Annotated in this window: 9 protein-coding genes and 1 pseudogene; all 10 read right to left on the reverse strand. The window is 45.6% G+C overall.

Going from position 1 to position 25,882, the window contains the following annotated elements; translation table 11 throughout:
- A partial coding sequence (locus tag ACWA2B_RS25245) for an amino acid adenylation domain-containing protein (protein ID WP_449292768.1) occupies positions 1-4,981 on the reverse strand: 4,981 nt, incomplete at its 3' end.
- 31 nt (positions 4,982-5,012) lie between these two features.
- Complete coding sequence (locus tag ACWA2B_RS25250) at positions 5,013-9,638, reverse strand: amino acid adenylation domain-containing protein (protein ID WP_449292769.1); 4,626 nt, start codon at positions 9,636-9,638, stop codon at positions 5,013-5,015.
- A gap of 23 nt (positions 9,639-9,661) precedes the next feature.
- Positions 9,662-11,125, reverse strand: a complete 1,464-nt coding sequence (locus tag ACWA2B_RS25255; protein ID WP_449292780.1) for a condensation domain-containing protein — start codon at positions 11,123-11,125, stop codon at positions 9,662-9,664.
- A 6-nt stretch (positions 11,126-11,131) separates the two neighbouring features.
- Positions 11,132-18,569: pseudogene (locus ACWA2B_RS25260) on the reverse strand (amino acid adenylation domain-containing protein); the annotation flags it as partial.
- A 542-nt stretch (positions 18,570-19,111) separates the two neighbouring features.
- Positions 19,112-19,513, reverse strand: a complete 402-nt coding sequence (locus ACWA2B_RS25265; protein ID WP_449292770.1) for a hypothetical protein — start codon at positions 19,511-19,513, stop codon at positions 19,112-19,114.
- 4 nt (positions 19,514-19,517) lie between these two features.
- Positions 19,518-20,696 carry a beta-ketoacyl synthase N-terminal-like domain-containing protein gene (locus tag ACWA2B_RS25270; protein WP_318628385.1) on the reverse strand — a complete coding sequence of 393 codons (1,179 nt, stop codon included), beginning with the start codon at positions 20,694-20,696 and terminating at the stop codon, positions 19,518-19,520.
- A complete protein-coding gene (locus tag ACWA2B_RS25275; RefSeq protein WP_449292771.1) occupies positions 20,659-22,125 on the reverse strand; it encodes an AMP-binding protein in 1,467 nt (488 codons plus the stop codon). Before ACWA2B_RS25275 ends, ACWA2B_RS25270 begins: the two co-directional genes overlap by 38 nt.
- Positions 22,100-23,320: an ACP S-malonyltransferase gene (gene fabD / locus ACWA2B_RS25280; RefSeq protein ID WP_318628383.1), complete on the reverse strand. Its 1,221-nt coding sequence runs from the start codon at positions 23,318-23,320 to the stop codon at positions 22,100-22,102. The genes ACWA2B_RS25275 and fabD overlap by 26 nt, the downstream gene beginning before the upstream one ends.
- 1,005 nt (positions 23,321-24,325) lie before the next feature.
- Positions 24,326-25,093 carry an S-layer homology domain-containing protein gene (locus tag ACWA2B_RS25285; protein WP_449292772.1) on the reverse strand — a complete coding sequence of 256 codons (768 nt, stop codon included), beginning with the start codon at positions 25,091-25,093 and terminating at the stop codon, positions 24,326-24,328.
- A gap of 168 nt (positions 25,094-25,261) precedes the next feature.
- Positions 25,262-25,744 (reverse strand): GNAT family N-acetyltransferase, encoded by a 483-nt coding sequence (locus ACWA2B_RS25290; RefSeq protein WP_449292781.1) that lies wholly within the window; start codon positions 25,742-25,744, stop codon positions 25,262-25,264.
- Between the last annotated feature and the right edge of the window lie 138 nt (positions 25,745-25,882).

The raw sequence follows: 25,882 nt of genomic DNA on the forward strand, positions 1-25,882 counted from the left end.
AGATAGATACACGCATCAGTGCATCCTTGGCCAGATCAAAGCCCCTCCGCTGATCTCCACGCGTGAACTCCTCGATATACTGCTCTTGCGCCGACTTCTCCTTCTCACGTATATCCTCTACGTACAGCTCTCCGCGTTTATTCCGGTACACCAATTGCAAGGGCTCGTCCTGCAAATCACTACGGAAGTTGGTCCGCAGTGCTGAATGACGCTGCACCAGTAAATCCAGACTGGCGGCGAATACAGCGAGATCCAGCGTTCCCTTCAGTTTAAAGGTGGACTGCTCCACATAGGCGCTCGACCCAGAATCCAGCAAGTTGTGAAACAGCATGCCTTTTTGCATCGGCGTCATGGGGTACACATTCTCCAGCTCTCCGTCAGGCTGAAGGTGCTCCACCATCCGGTCCAGTTCTTCAAGGCTTAAGCCCGAAAGCAGTACATCACTCGGCGTCAATTCCGGATGCTCACGCGTTACACAGTGCCGGATCACGTCCAGCACGTTCTGCTTGAGCTCCTTGGCCAGTTTTATTACGTTCTCTTCCTGTAAAACTCCTGTATTATAACGGATATCCAGCTCAAGCATCTCATCTTTTACAATGCCCCCCACATCCAAAGAGCACTGCATTTTTGTCTGTTCATTAACATCTGTTCCACTGGAGTACGGGGACATGCGAGTTTCACTATACCGCAGCGTCTGATCAAACTCGCCCAAATAATTAAAGCTGATCTGTGGCTCGGCGTATGCCCCTCTAGATGCTACGTTCTGGCTGAGATATCTCCAGATGCCGTACCCAATCCCTTTATGTGGAATGCTGCGCAGCATCTCCTTCATCCGTTTGATGTGCCCGGAGATATCATCTTCCCGGTTAATCCGCAACAGTACCGGGTATTGACTGGTAAACCAGCCAATCGTCCGTGATATATCCGTATCCTTCATGATTTCTTCCCGGCCGTGGCCTTCGAGAAGAATCGCAACCTTTTCACTGCCAGTCCAAGCGCTTAACGTCTTGCCGAGTGCCGTCAACAACAGATCATTCACTTCTGTGTTGTACGCGCGGTGGGCTTGCTTCAGTAGTTGGTCAGTCTCTTCCTTCGTGAATTTCAAGGTCAAAGTAGCCGTGTTATTTATGATCAATGGGTTCTTAGACTCCGGCAATTCTGCAAGCCTTAAAGACTCGGATGCTGCCAATTCGTTAACTTGCTCCCAGTAGTGGTGTTCATTTTCCATGGAAGGGCTGTCGGCATAAGCCGACAACCGCTCCGACCAGACTCGGAAAGAGTCTGTTTTGGCCGGGAGCTGTATGACTTCTCCACGTACAGCCTGCTCATAGGCATTCGACAAATCCTCCAACAGTATCCGCCACGATACGCCGTCTACCACCATATGATGAATAGCCAGTAGCAGATGGTCCCCATCAGCGCAGTGGAACAGGCCCACTTTCAGCAGAGGTCCTTCATCCAGTCGGATGCTACTCTGAATAGCGCTGGCCCGGGCTTCTATAGCTTGACCCAAAGCGGGACCAATCGGCACGTCTTTGAAATCAGCCACTTCCAGATCATACGGCTTACCTTCCTTCACTTCGCGGTTCCACGCTTCCCAGCCTTGCTCCGCCTTGCGGAACACCATCCGCAACGCATCATGGTGTACCACCAACTGCTTCAGTGCTTGGCGTAGCGACTCTTCCTCGAATCCCTGCTCCCGGTGAAGCATAACCGCCTGATTAAAGTGGTCCGGCACAGGCTGACCTTGTTCCACAAACCACTGCTGAATTGGTGTCAGCAGCACGGCTCCGCTAACCTCTTCCTGATCAGCTAATTGGGTATCCGGCACACGCAGATGCGTAGCTAGCTCGGCAACCTCAGGGTACTTAAACAGGTCTTTGATATCCAGCTTGTATCCTGCCTGCAGCAAGCGTGAGGATACCTGAATCGCCTTGATCGAGTCCCCGCCCCGATCAAAAAATTGATCCGTCAATCCGACCGGACCGCCGCCCAATACAGCCTCCCACACATGAGCCAGAGCCTGCTCCTCTGCTGTCCGCGGAGCCCTATATTCCTGCGTGGAACGGGAAATCTGTTCCGGTGCCGGCATTGCCTTACGGTCGATTTTGCCGTTGGGTGTGAGCGGCATTTGCTCCATCTGAACAAAGTGAGAGGGAACCATATAATTCGGGAGTTCTTCACTCAGCTGCTTGCGAAGCTCGCTCCCCGTCACTTCGCGTTCCGCCACGTAGTAGGCAACCAGCTCGTGTTGGTTTTGGCGGTTTGCATGTGCCAGTACGATGACCTCTTGCATGCGATCTGCCTTCAGCATAGCCGCCTCAACTTCGCCCAGTTCAATCCGGTAACCGCGAATTTTGACCTGCTGGTCGATCCTGCCCAGGTACTCAATGTTGCCGTCCGGCATCCATCTTGCCAGGTCGCCTGTCCGATACATGCGTTCATAGCCTGTTTCCCCGCCTGCAAAGGGATTGGCTATAAATTGTTCAGCCGTTAATTCTGGACGGTGCAGATAACCGCGCGCCAAGCCTGGACCGGATACACACAATTCGCCTGCTATTCCTGCAGGTAAAAGATGACCGAGAGCATCAACCATATACACGCGGTGATTAGATACAGGCCGTCCGATGGATATGATTCCACCTAGCTCAGAATTTTCTCTCGATACCGGCCAAAGAGATGTTGCAACGGAATTCTCGGTAGGACCATACGCATTGTAATAATCCACCCGGTCCTTCCATTTGGACACCAGTTCCGCGTTAGAGGCCGATCCTGCGGTAAGCAGAACACGCAAATCGGGCATGCGGTCCGGGTTCAGGTATACAGCATAAGTTGGCGGCAGCGTTGCAATTGTAATTCGACATGCTGCCATGTATTGCTCGAAACGTTCAAAATTCAAAATAGTCTCTGAGGAAGGGATATACAATGTCGCTCCACACAGTAATGACTGGATTATTTCCGAGCATGATGTATCAAATGAATAGCTGGCAAACATGACAACCCGATCAGACAAGCCAATACTCAATTTTTGCTCGAAGTAGGTTTTAAGATTACTAAGACCGTGATGCTCAAGCATCACTCCCTTAGGCTGACCCGTCGTTCCGGACGTGTAGATGACATATGCCAGATCGTTTGCTCCTGATACGGCCTCTAGATTTGATCCTTCCATGTGATACACAGTTGGATCTTCATCCAATACTAGGACTTTTCCTCCAAAGGCAGCCTCTTTGACCTTTTCCACAAGATGGCTTTGCGTCAAAAGCAGGTCTGCACCGGAATCATCCAATATATAACGGATACGTTCCTCTGGATATGACGGATCGATGGGTACATATGCCCCTCCTGCTTTAAGAATAGCGAGGATGCCGACCACCATATCTATAGAACGATCAGTCATGAGCCCAACCAGCCGATCAGTTGTTGTGCCGTAACTACGCAGGGTACGAGCCAATCGGTTAGCACGTTCATTCAGCCCAGCATAAGTCAGACTGGAGTTCTCACAGACAACTGCTGTTGTCTTCGGTGTCTTTTCTACTTGTTTTTCAAAACAAAGATGGATGGTATCACTAGAAGGATATGAGATCTGTACTCCGCTAAATTCGGATAAAACCTGACTTTTCTCTTCTGTCGTCAGAAATTCCAAATCGGAAATCAGTAGATCCGGCTGTTGAACAATCTGCTCCAGTCCCCGTTTAAGATGAGCTGCAATTAGCTTAATCCAATTTTCATCGTAAACCAGACGATTGTAACTAAATGTAACTTCATACTGTGATCCAGGAACGACAATCACATTAAAATCATAGTTGGTCTGTACAATATCCTCTACGTCGGTAACCTGAAGTGTATCAGGCCCTTTTTCCGCATGAATAAGCTCCTCTGAATAAGGATAGTTCTCAAAAACAACAATATGACGGACTAAATTTTGTTTCAAATCCGTGTGATTCTGAATATCTGCTAGGGAAGAATAAGAGTACTGAGCAGACTCGATGTGGGAGTTCTGCACAGATATAAGCAGATTCGAAAAACTCTGGTCCGCATAACTGGTTATGCGTGTTGGTATTGTGTTAATGAACAATCCAACCATATTTTCAATTCCCGGAACTTCATCTGGTCTGCCGGATACTACAGACCCGAACACAACATCCCGGCTGTTGTTGTACATTTGAAGCAATAATCCCCATACCGTTTGAAATACAGTGCTGACTGTCGTGTGGTAGTGTTTAGATATTCTCTCCATTCCTTGAGTTAGTTCTTTTCCCAGCTTGCATGTGTAACGGTCTGCCTCGAAGATTGGATTCAATGGACGGTTATAGCCCGGTAAAATCGTTTCATTTTCCAGCCCATTTAAATACCCCTGCCAATAGGCTGTCGCTTCTTCCTTGTCCTGTTGCTCCAGCCACTGAATAAAACTGCTGTACGGATATACCGTATCCAATTGCGCAGGCACTCCAGACCGAAGGGAAGTATACATAGTAAAAAATTCCTGGGCCACCGTTCCCATGCACCAACCATCCATTATAATGTGATGAACACTCCAGACAAGTCTGGAAGACTCATCATCCCATTCAAACAGGGCAAGCCGAATCGGAACATCTTTTTCCAAATCGAAACCAGCTTGGCGCTCTGCCTTTAAAAAGGCCGTAAAATGCTCCCTTTTCTCAGCTGCGGGAAAAGCACTGATATTCTCGAAATGAACAGGCAACGCATCACGTTCCTCCAGGACAATTTGAAGCGGACGTTCTGTTTCTTTATACATAAAAATGGTACGGAATATGTCATATCGATTCATGAGCTGCTGCAAGCTTTGCTGAACCAGATGAACATCCAGCACTTCATTAAAGGTAATAACGGTCTGCTCAAAGTAAGCTTCTGATTTTGCGTCGAGGATGGAATGAAACAACATTCCCTCCTGCATTGGGGACAGTGGATAGATATCTTTAATATTTACCTGTGTCAAATCATTCACCTTTCCTTTATCCATGCAGAATTGAGTTTCAACTTGCGGATATCCTTTATTTCAACAGATTTCCCAGCTTATCCGATAATCGGCTCGATATGTGTTCAAATTGCCCCATAGACAATTGATTATATGTAAAATCCGTAGGGCTGCGCTCCGCCTGATCCTTAGTGCAACAATGATGGATAAGATTTAATAGATGTTTTTTAAAGCCGATCGTTAATCGCTCTACCGTTGCTGCACCATATTCAAGCCCGTTATATTCAAATCCAAACCGAAGGATTCCGTTCGTTATCATGCCGTTAATGTCAAATGTATTCGTCTTTTCCGCACGCGGGCTTCTCTCACCATTGGCTAAGTCTGCTAATCTGGAAATACGCCAAAGCATGTCTGCGCTGTTTTCTTCGTCGAATTGCCCCAAATAATTGAAGCTAATTTCCGGGAATGGTGCTGCGACTAGAGAAGCGGATTTAGTCTGGTCTTTGGTCAAATAACGTAAAATACCATAAGCAATGCCCTTATTAGGCACCCGCCGCAGCTTATCTTTAACCATTTTGATCTGATAGGCCAAATTTTCGGGTCTGTTGACCTCGATTACAAAAGGATACAGGGAGGTAAACCAGCCGACTGTACGAGAGATGTCTAAATCTTTAATGATCTCCTCCCTACCGTGCCCCTCCAGCAAAATCGGGATTTCGTTATAACCGCTCCAATCATAAAAAGCCAGACCCAAGGCTGTAAGTAACAGATCATTCATTTCCGTATGATAGGCATGATGTACATGCTTCAACAGCTTTTCCGTCTCATCCCTGCTGAGTACCACCTCCGCTAGGCGTCGATCCTGTATCAGGCTAACCGCGATTTCATGATCCCTTGGCAATCGACGTATCCTGCGTGAGTCTACATTGTTCCAGTAGCTGATTTCTTGGCGTACCTGTACACTTTCGGCGTAAGTGGTCAGTCCTGAAGCCCACTCTTTGTAAGCATCAGTCTTGGCAGGCAAATTCGGCATCTCACCCCGAGCTACCTGATCATAGGCGGTGCCCAAATCTTCCAGCAAAATTCTCCAAGACACACCGTCTACAATAAGATGGTGGATAACGATCATCAGATGATCTTCACCGGATAAATGGAATAAAGCTAAACGTATGAGAGGACCTCGTTGCAGATCCAAACTGCTTTGCAGCTCATCACCAATGTGTCGGATTTCTTCTTCAGGCTGGCTTGATTGTGTCAAATCATAGCTCGTTAATGTAAAGAACTCACCTTCGTTCACTCCCCTGTTATAGGCGGAGGCTCCCTTTTCCTCTTCCACAAAAATGAGCCGTAATGCATCGTGATGGGCTACCAGCTTGTCCATGGCGTTTTTCAGCCATAATTCACTCCATCCTTCATCATTTTGCAGCATGACCGCCTGATTATAATGGTGACGATCTCTCCGATGATGCTGAAAAAAATCGAGTTGAATGGGTGTCAATTCTACCTCACCCTCTACAATCCCTTGGGGAATGATACGGGTGATTTTTTTTATAAACGGCGCTATCAGGTGAATTTCAGGGTAACGGAATAAGTCCTTTACTTCCATTTTCAGGCCTTTGGCATTTAAGCGGATTGCAATTTGCAATGCTTTAATCGAGTCCCCACCAAGCTCGAAAAAGTTGTTGTGTAATCCAATTGGTTTAACACCAATCACTTCTTCCCAGATCAAAGCAATTGTTTTTTCCAATTCATCCTGTGGTGCTTCATATACGGTATCCAACGGTGCTATTTCATCCGGTTCGGGCAGATTGGATCGGTCTATTTTCCCGTTATGGGTCAATGGCAACTGTTCCAATACAATGATTTGGGCTGGAACCATGTAGACTGGTAACTGCCGAGCCAGTTTATCCCGCAGCATGTCTTTCTCAGCTGCACCTGCAACATAGGCACATAAATACTTTTGTCCCGCTGTGTCCAGTCGATCAACAACAACCGCCTGGCGTACTCCTTCCGTTTCGAGCAAAATAGATTCGATTTCTCCAGGCTCAATCCGGTATCCGCGAATTTTATATTGGTAGTCAGCTCTCCCGATAAAATCAATATTCCCATCTGGCTGCCAGCGTGCTAGATCCCCCGTACGATACAAGCGTCCACCGGGCAAGAACGGATCAGACACGAATTTCTCAGCCGAAAGCTCCGGCCTGTTCAAATATCCCCGCGCTACAGAAGCTCCACCAATACACAGCTCGCCCGTTACACCGACAGGGACCGGACGCATCCTCTCATCAACAATATATAACTTATGATTCGGTAGAGCTCTGCCGATAGGGACAATACCGGACAGAGGCAATTTTTCCAGCTCGTCCTCATAAAAGCTAGATTCGATTGCGGCTTCGGTAACTCCATACGTATTAATAATCCGCATCTTGCTGCCAAAGCGGGTCAACATCTTACGGTAATCTGCAACAGCCAAGCTATCCGCTCCAGTAGTAAGCAGCTTTAGGGAACTGATATTTGTACCATGCTCATAAACGTAATTCAATAGCAGAGCTAAAAGCACAGGAGGCGTCTCAAACGTAGTAATCTCCTGCTGCTCCAACAGTGTAGCCAGGGCAGCTGGATCATTTCTCACGTTTTCAGGACAAATGACTAAGGTACCACCATTGACAAATGCCTTGGCCAAATCGCATGCAAACACATCAAAAGACATGCTGGCAATTTGTAGTAGCTTAACAGGGAAATCTTTAAATCCTTGGCTGTGTCTGTAACCGAGTGCGGTGTTGACATATTGTTGATGTTCAACCATAACGCCTTTGGGCTTACCTGTGGTACCCGATGTATAAATGACATACGCCAAAGAGCCGGGTTCATATGTGGAGATATACTGCTTGTTCGAATCCATCTCGGACTGGAGTGGCAAGGTAGCGAGATCGACTACCTCGCCCATAAAATCCATTGTTTTCAGCCAGCCCTTCAGGTGAGATTGCGTAAGCACAATCGTCGTTCCGCAGTCACGCAGCATATATTCAATACGTTCTTCTGGATACACGGGATCTACTGGCACATAGGCAGCTCCGGCTTTCATAATGCCCAGCACCGCCACTATCATTTCAACAGACCTGTCAACCATGACAGCGACCAGACTCTCCCGTGTAATTCCACGCTTCTGCAAAAGATGGGCAAGAGCGTCTGCTCTATCATTAAGTTGTCTGTAAGTGAGCATCGTATCTTCATATATGACGGCCGCTTGTTCTGGTGTACGCTCCGTCTGCGCTTCGAATATCCCGTGAAAAGTAAGTGCAGGAAACTGGACAACGGGTCCGCTCCATAATTTCGTCATATTAGCCTCTTCTTCGGTTGTTAACAGCCGAACGTCACGGAGGCAAACATCTGCATTACTGGCAATTTGCAGGAAGACATGCTTCAAATGATGGGCCAGATGCTTCATCGCTTCACTGCTATAGACCTTGCCGTTATAGGACAATATGAAACTCATTGCCTTCTTATCTTCAACCTCAATATTAAAGTCATACGGTATTTCTTCGAATAACCGAGCGTCCTCAATAATGAATCCGAGTTTGTCTTGCCAGTCCCGTCTCCCGATCATGTTTTCCAGCGGATAGTTCTCGAATACAACGATATGATCAAGCAAGCGTTGCTTGAGTGCAGATTGCGACTGGATTTCAGCAAGTGAACAGTATCCGTTCCTCCTTCCTTGGACAGAGGCTCTCTGGACATCGCGCAATAATTCAACAAAACTCTTTTCTTCATTTAATCTAATTCGTAATGGAATGGTATTAATGAACAATCCGACAATTCGCTCTACTTCATCCAATTCCGACGGCCGGCCAGATACCACCGTGCCAAAAACTACGTCTTTGCTTCCGTTGTAACGACCAAGTACAATTCCCCAGGCGGCCAGAAAAAGACTGCTGAGCGTGGTCCCATTGCATTCAGCAATCGCCCGCAAAGTGCTGGTCTCTGTTTCCGTCAGCGTCGTTCTATATTCCTGCAGCAGATAGCCGCCTTTTTCAGGAGTTGTAGCTGGAGTTTTTAGCATCGGAAGTCCAGCCGTTTGTTCGTAACCTTGTAATTCAGAACTCCAGTAGCCCTTGGCCGCCTCCTGATCCTGTTCTTCAAGCCAGTCGGCATACCCGGTGTAAGGTCGTGGTTCAGGCAATTGAACGGGACGGCCTGTACGATAAGCCTCATAGGCCGTTAACAACTCGTCCATTATGATGCCAAGACACCAGCCGTCCATAATAATATGGTGAAAACTTACAAGTAACGTATAAGCATCTTTATCCGTTTGAAGTACAGCCATCCGGATGAGCATATCCCTGCTCAAATCGTAATGGGTGTTACGGTCCACATCCATAAATCTACGAATAGCATCGGCTTGCTCCTTTCCGGTCAGCTCTGTCATATTTTCGTAAGTAATCGCCGTGTTTCGCTTCTTAAAGACAATCAGCCGCGAACGAGAAGCGGATTTATGATAAATGTTCGAGCGCAGTGTTTCATGACGCTGAACCAACAGCTGAAAGCTTTCTTGCAGGGCATTCCAATCCAGATCTCCCCGAATAGAAATACGTAATTGCTCGTAATAAGCCTGTGATTCTGGTTCCATCAGCGCATGAACGAGCATTCCTTCCTGTAAGGGAGTCAAGTTGACCACTTTTTCAATTTCAAGTCCTTCGATCATGGATATCCTCCTCGTACGAATCGTTATAGATTCTCATAAAACTGCTTCATGTCTTCAAACTCATCCAGATCCAAACCACGTGCTCCCACATCCGATGGTGTTAGTTGCCGTCCGGATTGGTCCAGACAATGCTGAATAATGCCCGACAAATGATGTTCAAAACGCAACTGAAGCATTCGGATAGTATCTGCTTCAAACGCGTGACGGTTATAAAGCATGCAGATGGAAAGCTTACCGTCTTTCAGCCGCCCATCCAGATAGAGGGGATAGGCTAAATCAGAAACGCTACAATTCTGGCCGGACCATAATTCAGCATCCATAGGCGAAGTATGAAAGTGAGAGGAACTGACCGGTTCAGAATGAATCAAGCGGAAGCCAATTTCCGGGTAATACTGAGCATTAAATTCTGATCTGCCAGAGGATGCAGCTCCATATTTTAGTAATCCATATCCTAAACCCTGGTTGGGTACTTGCCGGACCGTCTCCTTTACGTTTCTGAGCAAAAGAGAACTGTCTTCTCCAGGCTCCATATCCAGAACAAGCGGATATATGGAACCGAATTGACCTACGGTTCTTGAAAGGTCCGGTTTGTCCGAAGTCACAGTTTGTTGATCCCGATCATAATGCTCAAATCCAATGGCAATCTTAGACTGTCCAGACCATTCCACTATAGTCAGTCCCAATGCAGCAAGCAGTAACTCAGCGGTCACCGTATTATAGGTTTGGTTAGCCCGTGTTAACAGCTGGCTTGTTTTCTCGTCCGAAAGCTGTATGATGCAATGCTCTACTGGACGAAGTGCTTCTGAATGTGCAGGTGCCTTATGATCCTTCGGTATAAATTCGCCATCGAAATTAACTTTATCCAGCCAGTAGAGTTTCTCTTTGGCCAGCTTTTTGCTGTCTGCATAGTCTTCTAGCCACCGCATCCAGGAGCGGTAAGAATCTGTTTTGTCAGGAAGCACTATCAGCTCCCCGTGAAGAGCTTGTTCATAGGCAGTTGTGAAATCCTCAAGCAGGATACGCCAAGATGTGGGATCAGCCACTAGCGGATCTACAGAAAGGAAGAACTGGTCGGAGCCCGACATCCGGAATAAGCCTGCGCGTACTCGGGGTCCCTCAAACATTCCATAACTATTTTGAATTCGGAAGCATTCGCTCTGTAATTGCTTGCTAGCCTCATGGTCATCATCTACAAGTGAAAACACATCAAGCGTGAACAATTCTTCATTTTCATCTCGGTATACAAGGGCAGACGGTTCGTCGATCGACGCCAGGCCAAGTCGTAATCCCTCATGATGAGTAGTTAATGTTTGCAGCACAGACCGTAATAGAGCCTCATCGAAATGCGGGTTGCCTGCAAATAGCATGGATGTTGCCGTCCGTAAGGTGTAAAATGTACCCAGTTCATGCATCTGCCGTTGAATCGATGTTATTGGAATCTCTCCATGTATTGAATTCTGGTCTGTGTAGCGGAATAAAGTTGTCACAAGCTTGCTGAGATCCTCAATGAACGGGTGCTCCATCAAGAGAGAAATGTCAAGGGAATAACCATGCTGACGCAGACGTGAGGCAACCTGAAGGGCCTTAATAGAATCGCCGCCAAGCAGAAAAAAATGATCTCGAACGCCTATATGATCACTTCCCAAAACGTCTTGCCATACCACGACCAGCGCCCTTTCCACATCTGTTCTCGGAGCAACATAATCCGTCTGTAAAGAGTCATGTCGGTCCGGCTCAGGTAAAGCTTTTCGGTCCGTTTTTCCATTGGCCGTAAGGGGAAGCTGCTGCATAGGCACCACATATGCTGGAATCATATAAAACGGTAGCTTCTGCTTGAGCGCATTCTGCACGTTCAGCGGACTTAATGGCTCAGAAGCCACAAAGTATGCACACAAATCCTTGTAGCCGTCTTTGTTCTCCCGTGCTATGACTACTGCTGACTGGATTCCGTCTACAGACAGCAACTGCGCTTCAATCTCGCCCAGTTCAATACGATATCCTCTTACTTTAACCTGTTGATCGATCCGCCCCAAATATTCAATGTTGCCGTCAGGCATCCAACGCGCCAAATCTCCTGTGCGGTACATCCGCTCATAACCCTCCGCTCCGCTGTTAAACGGATTAGTAGCGAACTTCTCCTTGGTCAATTCCGGTCGATTAAGATAGCCACGGGCTACTCCTATACCACTGATACAAAGTTCTCCCGCCACTCCAATCGGCTGCAATCGCTCCGTACCTTCCTGTACAACATACAAATGAATATTGTCAATCGGTTTACCGATCGGGATCACCGAGTGCTCTTCCACAGGCTCGCATTCAAAGAATGAAACGTCTACAGTAGCTTCTGTTGGACCATATAAGTTAATTAGTTTTGCGCTTCCAATCCCTGACATAATTCGATAGAAACGCGCCACCTGCTGAGGAGGCAATGCTTCACCGCTGGCAAATATATGTTTTAACGTTTTCAATTTTGCTTGCACTGTTTCCCTTGGCTGCTGCTCCAGATATTCCAGAAAAATATGCAGCATCGCGGGTACAAAATGAAGGGTGCTTACCTTGTCTTCATTAATCGTGTTCAAGATCTGTTCGGGAGACTTTTCTCCGCCGATTGGCAATAAGCTTACTTTAGAGCCTACCATCGACCACCAGAACAACTCCCATACGGATACGTCAAAAGTAAAGGCAGTTTTTTGCAAAATCGTATCTTCTGCGCTTAGGCCGTATCTATTGTGCATCCAGCAGAGCCGATTCACGACTGAGCGGTGTTCAACAATAACCCCTTTCGGTTTCCCTGTAGAACCGGATGTATAAATGATATAGGCCGCATGGTTGGGTTCTGCTATAGGTTCAAGGTTGGAGGCATCTTCATGCCAGCTACTCATGCAGTCGGTCGTAGGCTCCGTCGACCTGGATGCTTGCAAAGCCATGATCGTGGAAGCATAATCCAACACCATTACCTTGCAGTCCGCATATTGCTCCAGCTCTTCTGCAAACTGTGGTTGTGTCAGCACCAGTTGTGTTTTCGAATCTTCAAGCATATATTGAATTCTTTCCTGTGGGTATCCCGGGTCAATGGGTACATAAGCTCCACCTGCTTTTAGAATTGCATAGATGCCAATCATCATCTCAGGTGAACGCTGAGCGATAATCCCTACCGGCTGATCCGGTCCCACTCCTTCCGCCCGCAACGTTCGCGCTAAACGATTCGCCAGCTCATTCAACTCTTGGTAAGTCATACACTTATCTCCAAATATGATTGCCATGTCATTTGGAGTCCTGCTAACCTGCTGCTCAAACCTTCCGTGAATCGTTGCATCCCGCGGAAAATAGGCGGAGGTGTTGTTGAACTCATATAGTAATAAGTGCTTATCTTCTTCTGTCAGCATATCCATGTCAGCCAAGCGAATTCCGACATCTTGAGTTACGATTTCCAACACTTTTATATAATGGAGGGCAAATCGCTCAATTGTCTCCAGCTTAAACAGGCTGGTCGCATACTCCCAGGTGAAAGTTAACTGGTCTTGAGTTTCCGTTACATGTAATGAAAGATCGAACTTCGATACACCTGCATTAAACTCATTCGGTTGCAAACGAAGTCCGCTGAGTTCAATGACCTCTGTTCCCTTATTTTGCAGACTGAACATCGTATCAAAGATGGGATTGCGGCTTACATCGCGTACTCGATCCAGTTTGTCGACCAGTTGGTCAAATGGATATTCCTGGTGCTCCAACGCAAGCAGAGTGTTATGTTTTACGTCCTCCAGAAAAGCACTGAATGGCTGAGATGCCAGCGGTCGATTACGGAGAACTAAAGTATTCACAAACATGCCGATCATCGCTTCCGTATCCGCATGCCCTCTACCCGCTGCCGGTGTACCTACGAGGAAGTCCTCTTGCCCGGAGTATTTGCTTAACAGCACATTATAAGCTGCCAAAAGCACCATAAAGAGCGTTGCTCCCGTGTCTCTTGCCAATTGATTAAGTCTATCCGTCAGCTTGGATTGCACAATGAAGGTAAGGCTGTCCCCTGCGAAGCTCTGACTTGACGGACGAGCAAAGTCAGTTGGCAGGTCTAATACAGGGAGCTCGCCGTCCAACGTGTCTAACCAAAATGCTTCATCCTTTGCTTGGCTGTCTCCGGCATAATGTTGTTTTTGCCAAACGACATAGTCTTTGTAGTGAACGTCAATGGGGGCAAGTGGCATACCCTGATACCGCGTGCTGATCTCATCCATTAATACTGCCATTGAGAAGCCGTCTGAAATGATATGGTGCATATCGATCAGCAACATAAATTGGTCACGATGGATTGCGAACAGCTCAGCACGAATTAAAGGAGCCTTACTGAGGTCAAATGGCTGAATAAACAGTTCACGGGCGTGATTAGCATCCTCTTCGGAAATTGGAGTAACAGGAATGTCCAGTAAAAGCACATCCTGTACCTTCTGCACGGTTTCCCCGTCTACTATCTCAAAATACGTCCGAAAGGATTCATGCCGTGAAAAAACCTCCTTCACTGCATCAATGAACCTGGAAACGTGTAACTCTCCCTCTATATGCAGTTGACCCGATACATGATACGCTGCACCTCCACCCAGTTGATCCAGCACATACATTCTTTTTTGAGCGGGAGATACCGGATAAAAGGGCTGTAAATCTGCCGGAACAAGCGGCTCAAACTTTCGCTTTTGTCCTCCTTTTACATGTGCCGCCAGTTGTGCAATCGTTTGCAAATGTAAAATTTGTACCAGCGGAATATATACTTCGAATTCCTTGTTAATTCTGCTTAGAAGAACAGTCGCTTTTAAGGAGTCTCCACCCATTTGAAAAAAATTATCATTGTATCTGATATCAGATACATTCAAAACTTCCTTACATATGGATATCAGTTTGTCCTCAGTCATATTGCTGTCAGAAACCTGCTTCTGCGAGTCCTCTATCCTGATATCTTCTGGTTTCGGCAATAATTGAAAATCCGGCTTCCCATCAGCCAAAAGAGGGATACTATCCATCAGAACCCAAAAGCGAGGTTGCCCATAATCAGGAAGTATTGAGCTAACACTCTCTTTCAGCTTCGCTATATCCCACGAATTAGAATTATTGTCCACTATATAAGCCACTAGATACGAAGAGTTACTGCTCTCACCGTCTTTCCGTGCCGTCAAAACACAGGCATCCAAATCCAGTGCTCGCAAAAGATGTTTCTCTATCTGCTCAAGATTCACTTGATGACCGCGAATAAGAACATCTCGGTTGGCTGCACCGAGATGTCGAATTCTCCCTCCAACCTCGATATAAGCCCATTCCAGCGTCGTTCCCAGTAAACCAGCGGATGTGGCCAAATATACTTGTCCGATGGTACCCGTAGGAGACGGATGTTTATATTTGTCAAGGACACAAGGATAATTCCCTTTAGCATCCGCGTATGTCCCCCACACTTCCAAAAGCCGCTCCCTTTCCGTACTTCGAAGCAAAGACAGCGCAGATATCCGCATTCCGTCTTCCTGCACAACCGAACTCAGCAGATGTAAAAAGTATTGCGCCCATACTTCCAGAGTGTCTTGTTGAAAAAGACTCGCAGCATAGTCGAAATCAAGCCGCAACTGCTGACCAGACTCCGTAACATTCAGAAACAACTCATATTGAGTGGACAATATTTCATGCTCCAACAATTCTGTTTCCAGTCCGTAATAGTGAAACTCTGGAATGGGCCTATCCATATTGAACAACACGTTAAGGACGGGCAAATGCCTTAATCCTATCTGGGCAAGTCCGGCAAAGCTGTATTTCTGATAAGCATCCAGCGTATGCATTACTCGCTTGACCGTCTGTGTGAATTCCGTGAACGTTGCTCCAGAGTCTACCTCACAAATCACTGGGAGCAAGTTAACGCAGTTGCCAATTAGCGGGGACACACCCATATGAGATTGCCCTGCGGTTGGAATACCTACCATGATTTGATTTTGGCCTGTCACTCTGTGTAAAAAAAGCTGGAAAACAGATAATAAAGTCACAAACATGCTGTTGCCAAGCCGAATACTGACTGATTTCAGTTGCTTCACCAGAGGTGCATCCACCACAATGGTGTGCCGTGCTCCGCGCGAAGAAGGAGAGCTGATGTTGCGTTGGAGAGACGGCAAGTCAAGGGCGGGCAATGGCTTCGCAAGTACATCTGACCAAAAAGCAAGGGCAGTCGCTCCACCTGCCTCTAACTGGTTTTGCTGCCATGCTGCGAAATCTCGAAACGGAACAGGGTCGGGAAGCGTGCAGTGTTCCCCCTGTACACAAGCGGAATAAAATTGTTCCAATTCATGGAAAAACACTCCGATGGACCAGCCATCTGCAATCAGATGATGAAATGTAAATGCAGCGATGTGCTTCTCATTCGACGTTTTTAAAAGCCGGATACGGAATAAAGGTTCGCCCGTACTTATTGGGAATACGGTCTCCCTATCCTTCTCCATCCAAGCACGAATATCGTGTTTCTGCTCCTCTACAGAAAGACTGCTGATATCATGCAGCGGAATGCTGAGGGTCATTGCCGGGGCGATGATCTGCGTTTCTCCATCATCTCCCATGAAGGTGCGTAAGGCTTCGTGACGTTTAACAATGCGATGGACAGCTTCATTAAATTCCTTAAGATGTAGCGGACCCCGGTAACGCAGTAAAACAGTCTCATGAAGCGACTGCGATTCCTTTGAATCCGAGACCGAGGCGAACCATAACTGCTTCTGATCCGGAGTCAGCATAATCGTCGATTCCTTAAGGTCTGCAGTTGCAGTTTCAGGAATAAAAGGCTTGTTTAGATGGTTTTCATGAGGGTACAGATCCGGCAGAAATCCTCCTTTGCGCAGCTCATTAACACTCTCTTTAATTGCCTGTACAATCCGCTCTATATCTTCCGTAGTATGAGCCGTTGACAAAAAACAGTTCCGGCCTTCCCATATATAAATTCCTTTATCCAGCATGTGATAGAAGAATAGTTCCAAGTCACCTTTAAGGATGAAACGGAACAAGGAACCGAAGTAAACGACCTTTATAGGTATCTGTTCCTCCATAAAATAGTGACTCAGTTCTACTGCGAACGCCTTCGTACGACTATTCAGCTCGTTATGCAATTGCCCCCTGTCCTTCTCCAACTGCTCTAGTACGGCCAGGGAAGCTGCCATAGCCAGGGGGTGATGGCAAAAAGTTCCCGCTACAAACGTCCGCTGTTGCTCATGCGGTGGATAAGAGTCATCTCCGAAGCTCCACACTCCTCCATCAATTCCATCCATGAACGATGCTTTCCCTGCCACGATACCGATGGGAAGCCCGCCCCCAATGATTTTACCGTAAGTTACAAGGTCGGCTTCAATCCCGTACCACGCCTGCGCGCCCCCCGGCTGAATACGGAAGCCTGTAATTACCTCATCAAAAATGAACGCGGTCCCGGATTGCTCCGTAATCTGTCGTACTTCCTTCAGAAAAGCTGCGGGCTGGAAATCAGGGCGACGACTCTGCACGGGCTCTATGAGAACAGCAGCCAGTTCATGGGCATGGGAGCGGATATATTGGAGTGACTCGTCCGTTCCATAACTGAGCACAACGACATCGTCCACCATGTGCTGTAGTACACCAGGTGCCAGGGGAGTGGAATGTTGTTCCCTGTCATCCGTTGTCCCCCCCCAATGCCAATATTCCATCAAAAGTACCGTGATAGGAACCAGAAAAAATCACCACTTTATCCCGCCCAGTGGCAGCCCGAGCTAACCGAAGAGCCACCATAATCGCCTCTGTCCCCGAGTTATATAGCGCCATTCGTTCCATGCCTGTCATCTTGCAAATCTTTTCGGCAATCTGCCCGGCCATATTGGACATCGGTCCAAGGCACATTCCGTTATGTATTTCCTTTTCTATCGATTCACGAATAAAGGATGGGTTGTGACCAAACAAATTGACCCCAAACCCCATCGTCAAATCAATATATTCATTACCGTCCAAGTCCCAAATTTTAGAACCCTCTGCACGCTGAGATATAATCTGATACACCATTTCCTTGAGAGCAGGCCTAAATCCGGCCACATTCCGGTTATTGGCGTATACAGACCTGTATTGCTGAGTATACTCTTTGGTCTTTCGTGTGCGCATCGTATAATGTTCAATCAGCTTTTGCAGATGCTTTTCCTGCCTAAGTGAAAGTGAATTATGGGCTTGCACATTTATTTTTTGATAGGGAACAAATGCTTTTGATTCTTTTCCGTCTGGCAAAACAGTTGACACGGAAGCCTGTACGGGGGAAACAGAAGTAACTGTGGCAGCTATCTCCTTCATCGCGGATGTCTGAGGCTCGACAGCAGTTTGTAGTGAAAGCGATTCAAGCATTGCCACTGGTGTAAGCCGAGATTGACACAGTATTTCCATTTGCTGCGACATAAGTTGAAGTTGCATTTCTAAAATTCGTTCTCTCCCCGCAAATATATCCTCATTTGATAGCTTGCTTTCATGGGATGCGGGATCTTCTATAGGGGTAGTGGATTTTTGACTCCAGCCCGGCAAGACGGAAGGCACCGAAGAGGTGACACTGGACGACGCAGTCAACTGAAGCTCCTCCGAATTCCGGGTCAATTCTTCAGAGGTCGAGGCTACCCTATCAGCAATATAGTTTGTCAGCAACTCCAGCGTAGTCAGTGATTCAAAAAACTCGTTCATCGGGATATCCAAGCCAAACGTACTTTTAATGCTGTGTCTCACCTGAGACAGAAGAATAGAGTCTAAACCCAGTTCTAAAAAATGTTTTTGCGGCTCTAATTCGTCTGGACTGAGTTGGGATACACTTTCGATTATTTTTGACAGTTTATTAGTAATCGTAGATTTTTGCGGATTGGAAGCAGATTCCGTCGAAAAATACTCATTCACCATCTTTTCAGACTCCTTTACTATGGGGTATTCAAGGAATTAATTTTATCCTTTCCAACTATGGGCTAGCCTAAAAAACACGATATAACCTAGCTAGGGGTACAAGATAAAGTTCTCATAAGAAGGTAAATATGAACGGTCCACTGTATAAAGAAACCATCCTCATACTAATAAAATATAATTATCCATCTGGTAAAGCGAGGATCTAATTTGTTTTATTAAACCATCAATGGCTAAATTCGCTTATCTAACTTATTATGCAGGATATAGTTTTTTCCAGTAATGATCCCAAAAAAACCAAATATTTTCGTTTACTCATTGACATGCGTCAATTTATGACAATTGAATTCGATGACATAACTGATGCCCATACTGGGTGTACTACTAAAAATGTCAAGTCCAAAGAATAGAACCTGACATTTTATCAAACTTGGAGCGTAAAGACGCCAAGGTGCACTTTACCCGATTTTTCAGCAAAATAAATGCGGGATTGGACAGTTTGCTTAACGTCTCACCTTAACGTCTCACATTAATGTGTTCGCGTGTCAGAACGGGAGTCACTTCGTTTCTTGGCATTAAGCGAACCAGAACTGCTTTTGATCCGGGGTTAGTGGGATGACCATTTCATCCGCGTCCCTTGTCGATGCTTCTGAAGGGTCGGATATAGGCAATCTTTGCTTACCTGTACCTGGGCCTTTCCCGTTTGGGGTCAGATCGGGCAAGAAGACCCCTTTACGCAGTTCATCTACACTGTCCTTGACAGCTTGTATGATCAACGCAATATCTTCCTCCGTATGAGCGGTTGACAAGAAGCAGTTCCGCCCTTCCCAGATGTAAATACCCTTTTCCAGCATGTGATAGAAGAAAAGCTCCAGATCACCCTTGAGTACGAAGCGAAATAGTGAGCCAAAGTGAACAATTTTTATGGGTATCTGCTCATCGGTAAAGTAACTATTTAACTCTGCTGCCAAAGCCATCTCGTTAGTCTCCATTCAAAATCGACTTACACGCCAGATGTATCGCCACGAGTGACGAGGAGCATGCCGTATCAATGGTCAGTGCTGGGCCTTTTAAATCAAGCAAATACGCAATCCGGCTGGAAATAATGGACGATAAATTACCAATGGCAAAGTTCGGCAGCGCGCCTGGTTCCACCTCGGACAACAAACGCTCATATTCAAAGCTGGTTTTGGAAAAACCGACATACACACCGACCTTTTTGCCAGCCAGCTGCTTCCCTCCATACCCCGCATCCTCAATCGTACTCCAGGCTGTTTGTAGAAATAAACGTTGATTCGGATCCATGAGTGAGGCTTCCCGTGGAGTCAACTTAAAGAAGGAGTAATCAAACTTGTCTACTTCATCCAGATAACCGCCTTCTGCGATTTGCGTATTCCTTCCTTCCGTATTCAGACGGGAAATGAAATCTTCGGCATCTTTTCTTCTTTCGTCGCTGTACGGGCCGATATTGTCAACGCCTGATGCCACATTCGTCCAAAACTGCTCCAATGTTTCCGCTTGAGGAAACTTACCTGACATACCGATGATGGCGATATCCCGGTCCTCCGACTCCTCTTTGGATCCCAGTTGCGGTGCTGTAATCACCTTATGACCTAAATTCTGACTGGATATATATCCAGCTAGCTTGGCGATAGTCGGATAAGAGAAGAAGTCCGTTACCTCAATATGAATCCCGAGTTGTTCCTCTAATTGGTCCACGATCTGAACGAGTTGTAAGGAAGTTACGCCGATATCAAAGTAGCTGTCTTCCTTCCCAATTGATTGTACATTTAAAATAGCTTGGCAAATCCCAATCAGTTTTTGCTCGATTTCACCCTGAGGCACAGGGGCATAGTTGGCTTCCTGTATATTTCGAGCGGCCTCGGTCAGGGATGCCAAAACTACATCAAATTCTCCCTGCTCGTAGCTCTGAGCCAGCTTGTAGCGCTGAACCTTTCCACTAGTAGTTTTGGGAATACGGCGGATTGGAACTACATCTTGAATATGCCATCCTCCCCGATAATTCAAATGGCTTTTCAGCCTTTGGACTAGTGGCAAAAATAACTCTATTTTTTTCGTGTGCATCACAAAAACAACAATACGATCCTGTCTAGTTTGTGCATCATGTACACCGCAGACGGCTACTTTCCCTAGATCCAAGATCCACCCCGTCCAGTTCCTCCGCAATCCTTTCGATATCATGCGGATAAATGTTCTGGCCGTTCACGAAAATAATATCCTTGGCTCTGCCTGTAATCACCAATCGTCCGTTTCTCATAAAACCCAAATCTCCGGTAATGAGCCAGCCATCTTCTGTCTTGACCTTTGCGGTAGCCTCGGGATTGTTATAGTACCCGGCAGTCACATTTTTGCCGCTAATTTGGGTGTATCCGATTACATCATCCTTTAGCACCTGATTTTGCTCATCACAAATACGAACAGAGGTGCTGGCCATGGGGTAGCCCAAATCCGCAAATGTAAGACAACGTTTATCGGATGAATCTACTTCTTCTATAGGTTCACCTACATGCAGTTGCTGCCGATTTAAATGAATAGTAACAAAATTATCTTTATCCAAAGGTGGAGTAGAAACACCTACGCTTGCCTCTGCCAAGCCGTATACAGGATACATGATATTTTTTTTTAATCCATGTGCACTCATGGCTTCCATAAACACATGGCAAAGCTCCACCGATATGGGCTCAGCCCCATTTAAAATCATGCGAACACTTGACAAATCCCAGTTATCCGCCGTTTTAGATTTATATTGATCCAGGAAAAATTTAAAGCCAAAGTTAGGAGAGCAGATTTGAGTCACCTTATGTTCCGACACCTTTTTTAGCCATAAAGACGGACGTCTTATAAAAAGTGCTGTCGGCATAATAAGCTGCTTAGCATGAGCAATGACACAGGTTAAATGGAAAGCGATCAATCCCAAATCATGTGTGAGCGGCATCCAGCCTAGATACGCGTCACTTGAAGTCATTCCCGTTTGACTGGCGATATCCCGAATATTGTATACGAGATTCTCATGCGTCAGCATGACTCCCTTGGGATCACCTGTCGAACCAGAGGAAAATTGAATAAACGCCAAATCCTCCGGTCTGGATTCATGTATGGTCCCTTTGTTCTGATCGGAATAATTAAAATCATGACTAGAAAAGGTCGCTTTTTTTACAGAATCAAAGAAATCCAGCATCTCATGCTGGTGAGAATACTTTTCTAGCTGCTCTAATACTTTATGATCCGCAATCATGTAAGGACAAGTAAGGGTACTCCAGATTTTAAACAGCTTCATTTTATGTTCATCATTATTTCCGATACTTACAGGTACGGGGACGATTCCCCCGAGCAGACAGCCCCAAAACACATTCACAAAGGTATGATTGTCTTCAATTTGCATAATTAGCTTATTACCAGGCTGTACTCCTTTTTCCTGCAATTGATGAAGCACCTGCAGTGCTTGCTCCAGAAGCTGACTGTAGCTTACATACTCCTCCTGTGTATCACCTGAAATGAAAATAATCCCATTTTCAGCTATACTGGCTCGGTCCTGAATGATTTCAATTAAAGTTTGAAACTGTTCCATCCTGATCCCTCCTCAAAAGGTCTAAAACTTGCTCCTGTTCTCCTGCAGATACTTGTTTGGTTTGCAATATCAGGCGAATACACTCCAGCGCTTCGCGTCTTAGTTTATAAGCAGACGAAGATCTGCCCGATTCTATGCTTTTGAGTAACTCCTCCAACCTGCGAATAGGTAAAATAACCCCATTATGATACTCATCCTCATTCCAATTGGCATTGGGTGTAGACACCGCCACCGCCAGTGGTTTGACCAACCAATCACGGAGCGAAAAACGACGTTCCAGTTCAATCCGATCCAAGTCTCTGTCCAAGGAAAGAACTTCAAAAGCGATGTTGGTTTCCTTCGCCAAGTTTTTCAGCACCGTTCGCGGTCCTAATTCAATTCCCTGCTTCACCCCATGTTTCTCCATATACTGCATCGTTTGTATCCAACGCACTGGATGGATCATTTGCAAATGCAAACCTTGATGAATGCTGTTGGCATCCGTATATGGCATTGCTGTAACATTAGAAATGACAGGCCACAGCGGTTCATGAAACGTATATTTTTGCAGTTCCAATGCTAATCGATCAGCAGCATGCTGCATAAGCGGGCTGTGAAAAGGGCCGCTTACCTGCAAACGGGTAATTTGGAACCCACGTTGCTCTAATTGTCCTGCCACCGTAGCAACAGAGTCATGATGACCAGAAACGACGTATTGATAAGTAGAGTTATAACAAGCGATGGTAATAGGATGACTGGTTACTGCATAGTGATCGCACAGATCTTCTAACAGCTTTAAATTAGCTCCCCGAACAGCAATCATGCAACCCACTCCGGCCTCTGAGGCTTCTTCCATAAAGCGCCCCCGTTCTTGTACCACCCGCAAAGCATCGCCAAACGACAAGACTCCGCTGCTTACCAATGCAGAATACTCACCCAAACTATGCCCTGCCGAAAATTCGGGAATAATCCCAACATCGTGCATGTAACGTCTGAATGCGATTACACTGATCGTGAGTAGTGCAGGCTGGGTGTAGGATGTTCTTGATAATTGAGAGATGGGTCCTTCCATACATAAAGTTTTCAAATCATATCCCAAAATGTCAGCAGCTTCTTCAAAGATGAGATCTGCCTCTGAAAAACCTCCTTGCCATGCCGCTCCCATCCCGACATACTGAGACCCTTGTCCCGAAAAAAGCAAAGTCATGCTACTCATGTCTAACCCCTTTCCTCAACATAAAAGGCGGTAAAACAAAAATGTTTTTGGGGGTTCAGATGTTCACATTCCTATGTATTTAAGATAGATACAGCAAAACAGTAATCGACATGTAAAAGTGAATCGTTTTTGAGTTTCAAGATGTAGTTAGAAATAAAAGTGTGTTTGTAGTCTGGGAAGTGTAAAAAAACTGGAGTGTGCTGGAAGTTCAGACTTGATACTTAGAAACTTCAGCATCATAGATGAGTGTAGTAAAATATAGATTAAGGCTATTAATTTAATATAAACATTAAAATGAATTAAAGTACAGTGATATATAATACATATATTTTATAAACGCAAGTAATAGATTGTGAATTATATTTCTTGCTTGGCAACCAACTTGTAATGCGTTGCAGTCATTCCGCGCGAAACTGCGGATGCTTTTTTCGTGAAAGCTAATAACTGGCATCTGTCGTTAAAATAAAAAAGCCGCCAATTTGGCGACTTCATATACATAGTTATTGTCCTTCGACAGTAATCGACGTTTAGGCATCGTCATAGATACGTAGCTAAATAAGTAGAAAACTGCAAAGCCGTTTATCTCCTTATGTAGTTTCCTTAATGACTACAATGCGCAAGCGAGTAGTGTCGATCATCCACAGACCTCCTTGGTTAAGATTTGGCTTAACCTTTGCCTCAATAGCGGGTAGATGGACTCTTTGTAAGCAGATGTGACATCCAAGAGCATCCTTGATCCAGTGCAAGGTGCATTGGAGAACACAGCGTCAAACTGAACATCTGTCCGAAAATGACAAGCCTCTTGCAGGTAGATATTCAGTTCAGATTTGTTCAGATCAGCGGTTTGAAATCTCAATTTTCCCACATATTCATCAACATACTTTTAGATTTGTTTATTTTCTGAATTCGGCTTATCAAAACCTAACAGCACTACCCTTTGAGGTGTAAATTAAGCCATTTGTTGAATCTTTTTTTGCTTTTATCTGATCATCATTGATCTAAAAATCACTTCGTTGTGGCCTCGTACAAACGCTGTAAAATGGTAACAGCTTCAGCCCGTGTGACTAGCGCTTTTGGGTGAAGGTATCCTTCATTAGCGGTAAGGACCCCCATCTTGGTTAGGGTGTAGAATGCTTCTGCCTTTTGATCCTGGGAATCTCCATCATAGGAGTACTCTTCTCCAGTCTTGTCGATGTACAGCACCGGATAGTAGGTCGAGAAATTATCATTGTAATTGGCTTGACGAACTTTCATATCCTTGTACTGCGCAGCTGCTGAGATCACTTCCTCAATCTCAGGATGAAGCGTCTGATTGGTATAATTCGTCCGAAGAGAGGCAATCATCATCACATCCCAGCGGGTCAGTGGTTTGTCAGGCTTGACATAGAATTGATAGTTTGGATATTTCCCCCCAACACTTTCAGCATACGGCCAAACATAGTCCCCGTTGAATATTGCTGCAAAATCTTTATTCGCCCAGTGTTTACGCGCATCCACAAAATCGGAAGATTCGCCGGAAGAACGATCAATTTCTAGAAAAAGCTTGTGAAACATATGTACAAATTCCGCTTTCGTTATGGTTTTGCTTGGCTTGAAGGTCCCATCTTCATAGCCCTTGACAATGCCCTTATCGACCATGGAACGAATTGATTCGGCAGCCCATTCATATTTTGTTCCTTCCACATCAGAAAACGTGTTTGCCGCGAAGGCAGATTGACCGAAAAACAGTGTCGTCGCAACCAACGGGGCGATAAGCCATTTCTTTTTCAACATCTCTTTCCACTTCCTTTAGGTAAAATTTATGTATAAAATAGTTCTCTAGACTCAATTTTATATCGGCATTTCAAAAGAAAATGATGATATTAATGAGAAAATAGCGTTGAACTATCGTTCTCAGTTACTTTAGCGAACTTCACCCTCCAGTATTCGCATTCTTTTCTGCTAAACCCCTCCTACTTTCTTCATTTGATATTTCCAATAAAGCAATTCTTCATCCTTGTGACAAATTTGAAATCCTAACTTCAATAACAAATTCTTAGAGCTGATATTGTCAGGTACGCATCTTGCCGTTATGATTTGGACTTCTTCATGATTTAATGACCACTCTATTATTTTTTGAGCGACTTCATAGCAATAGCCTTTGCGGCGATGGCTTTCATTCGTTGCAAAACCGATCTCAATCATACCGTTCTGGTCAGGATCTCCTAAAAAATCAATCCCTCCAACAATTTCTTGGTTATCCTTATCTACAATGATCCAAGAATCAAAACCTCTAGTGCCATTATTTTTATCAGGCCCCGGCCATTCATCACTGGTTTTATAACCCAAAGCTTCAATAGCACCTATATCACGTCGGGCTGCTGCTTCGATTAAATTAAGATCAAGTGTTTTTAATAAGAGCCGATTCGTTTGAAGTTCATATATTGTCCACCTTTCTATTTACTTAGATTGAATCTTTCATTCAAGAAATCTGGTTGTATTTGATCCAATTGAAGTAATTCCCTTCTATCCCACTTTGCTAAAAATTGGAAAAGGGTAGGAATGAACATACGTCATTCCTAC

Source organism: Paenibacillus sp. CMM36 (assembly GCF_053570945.1).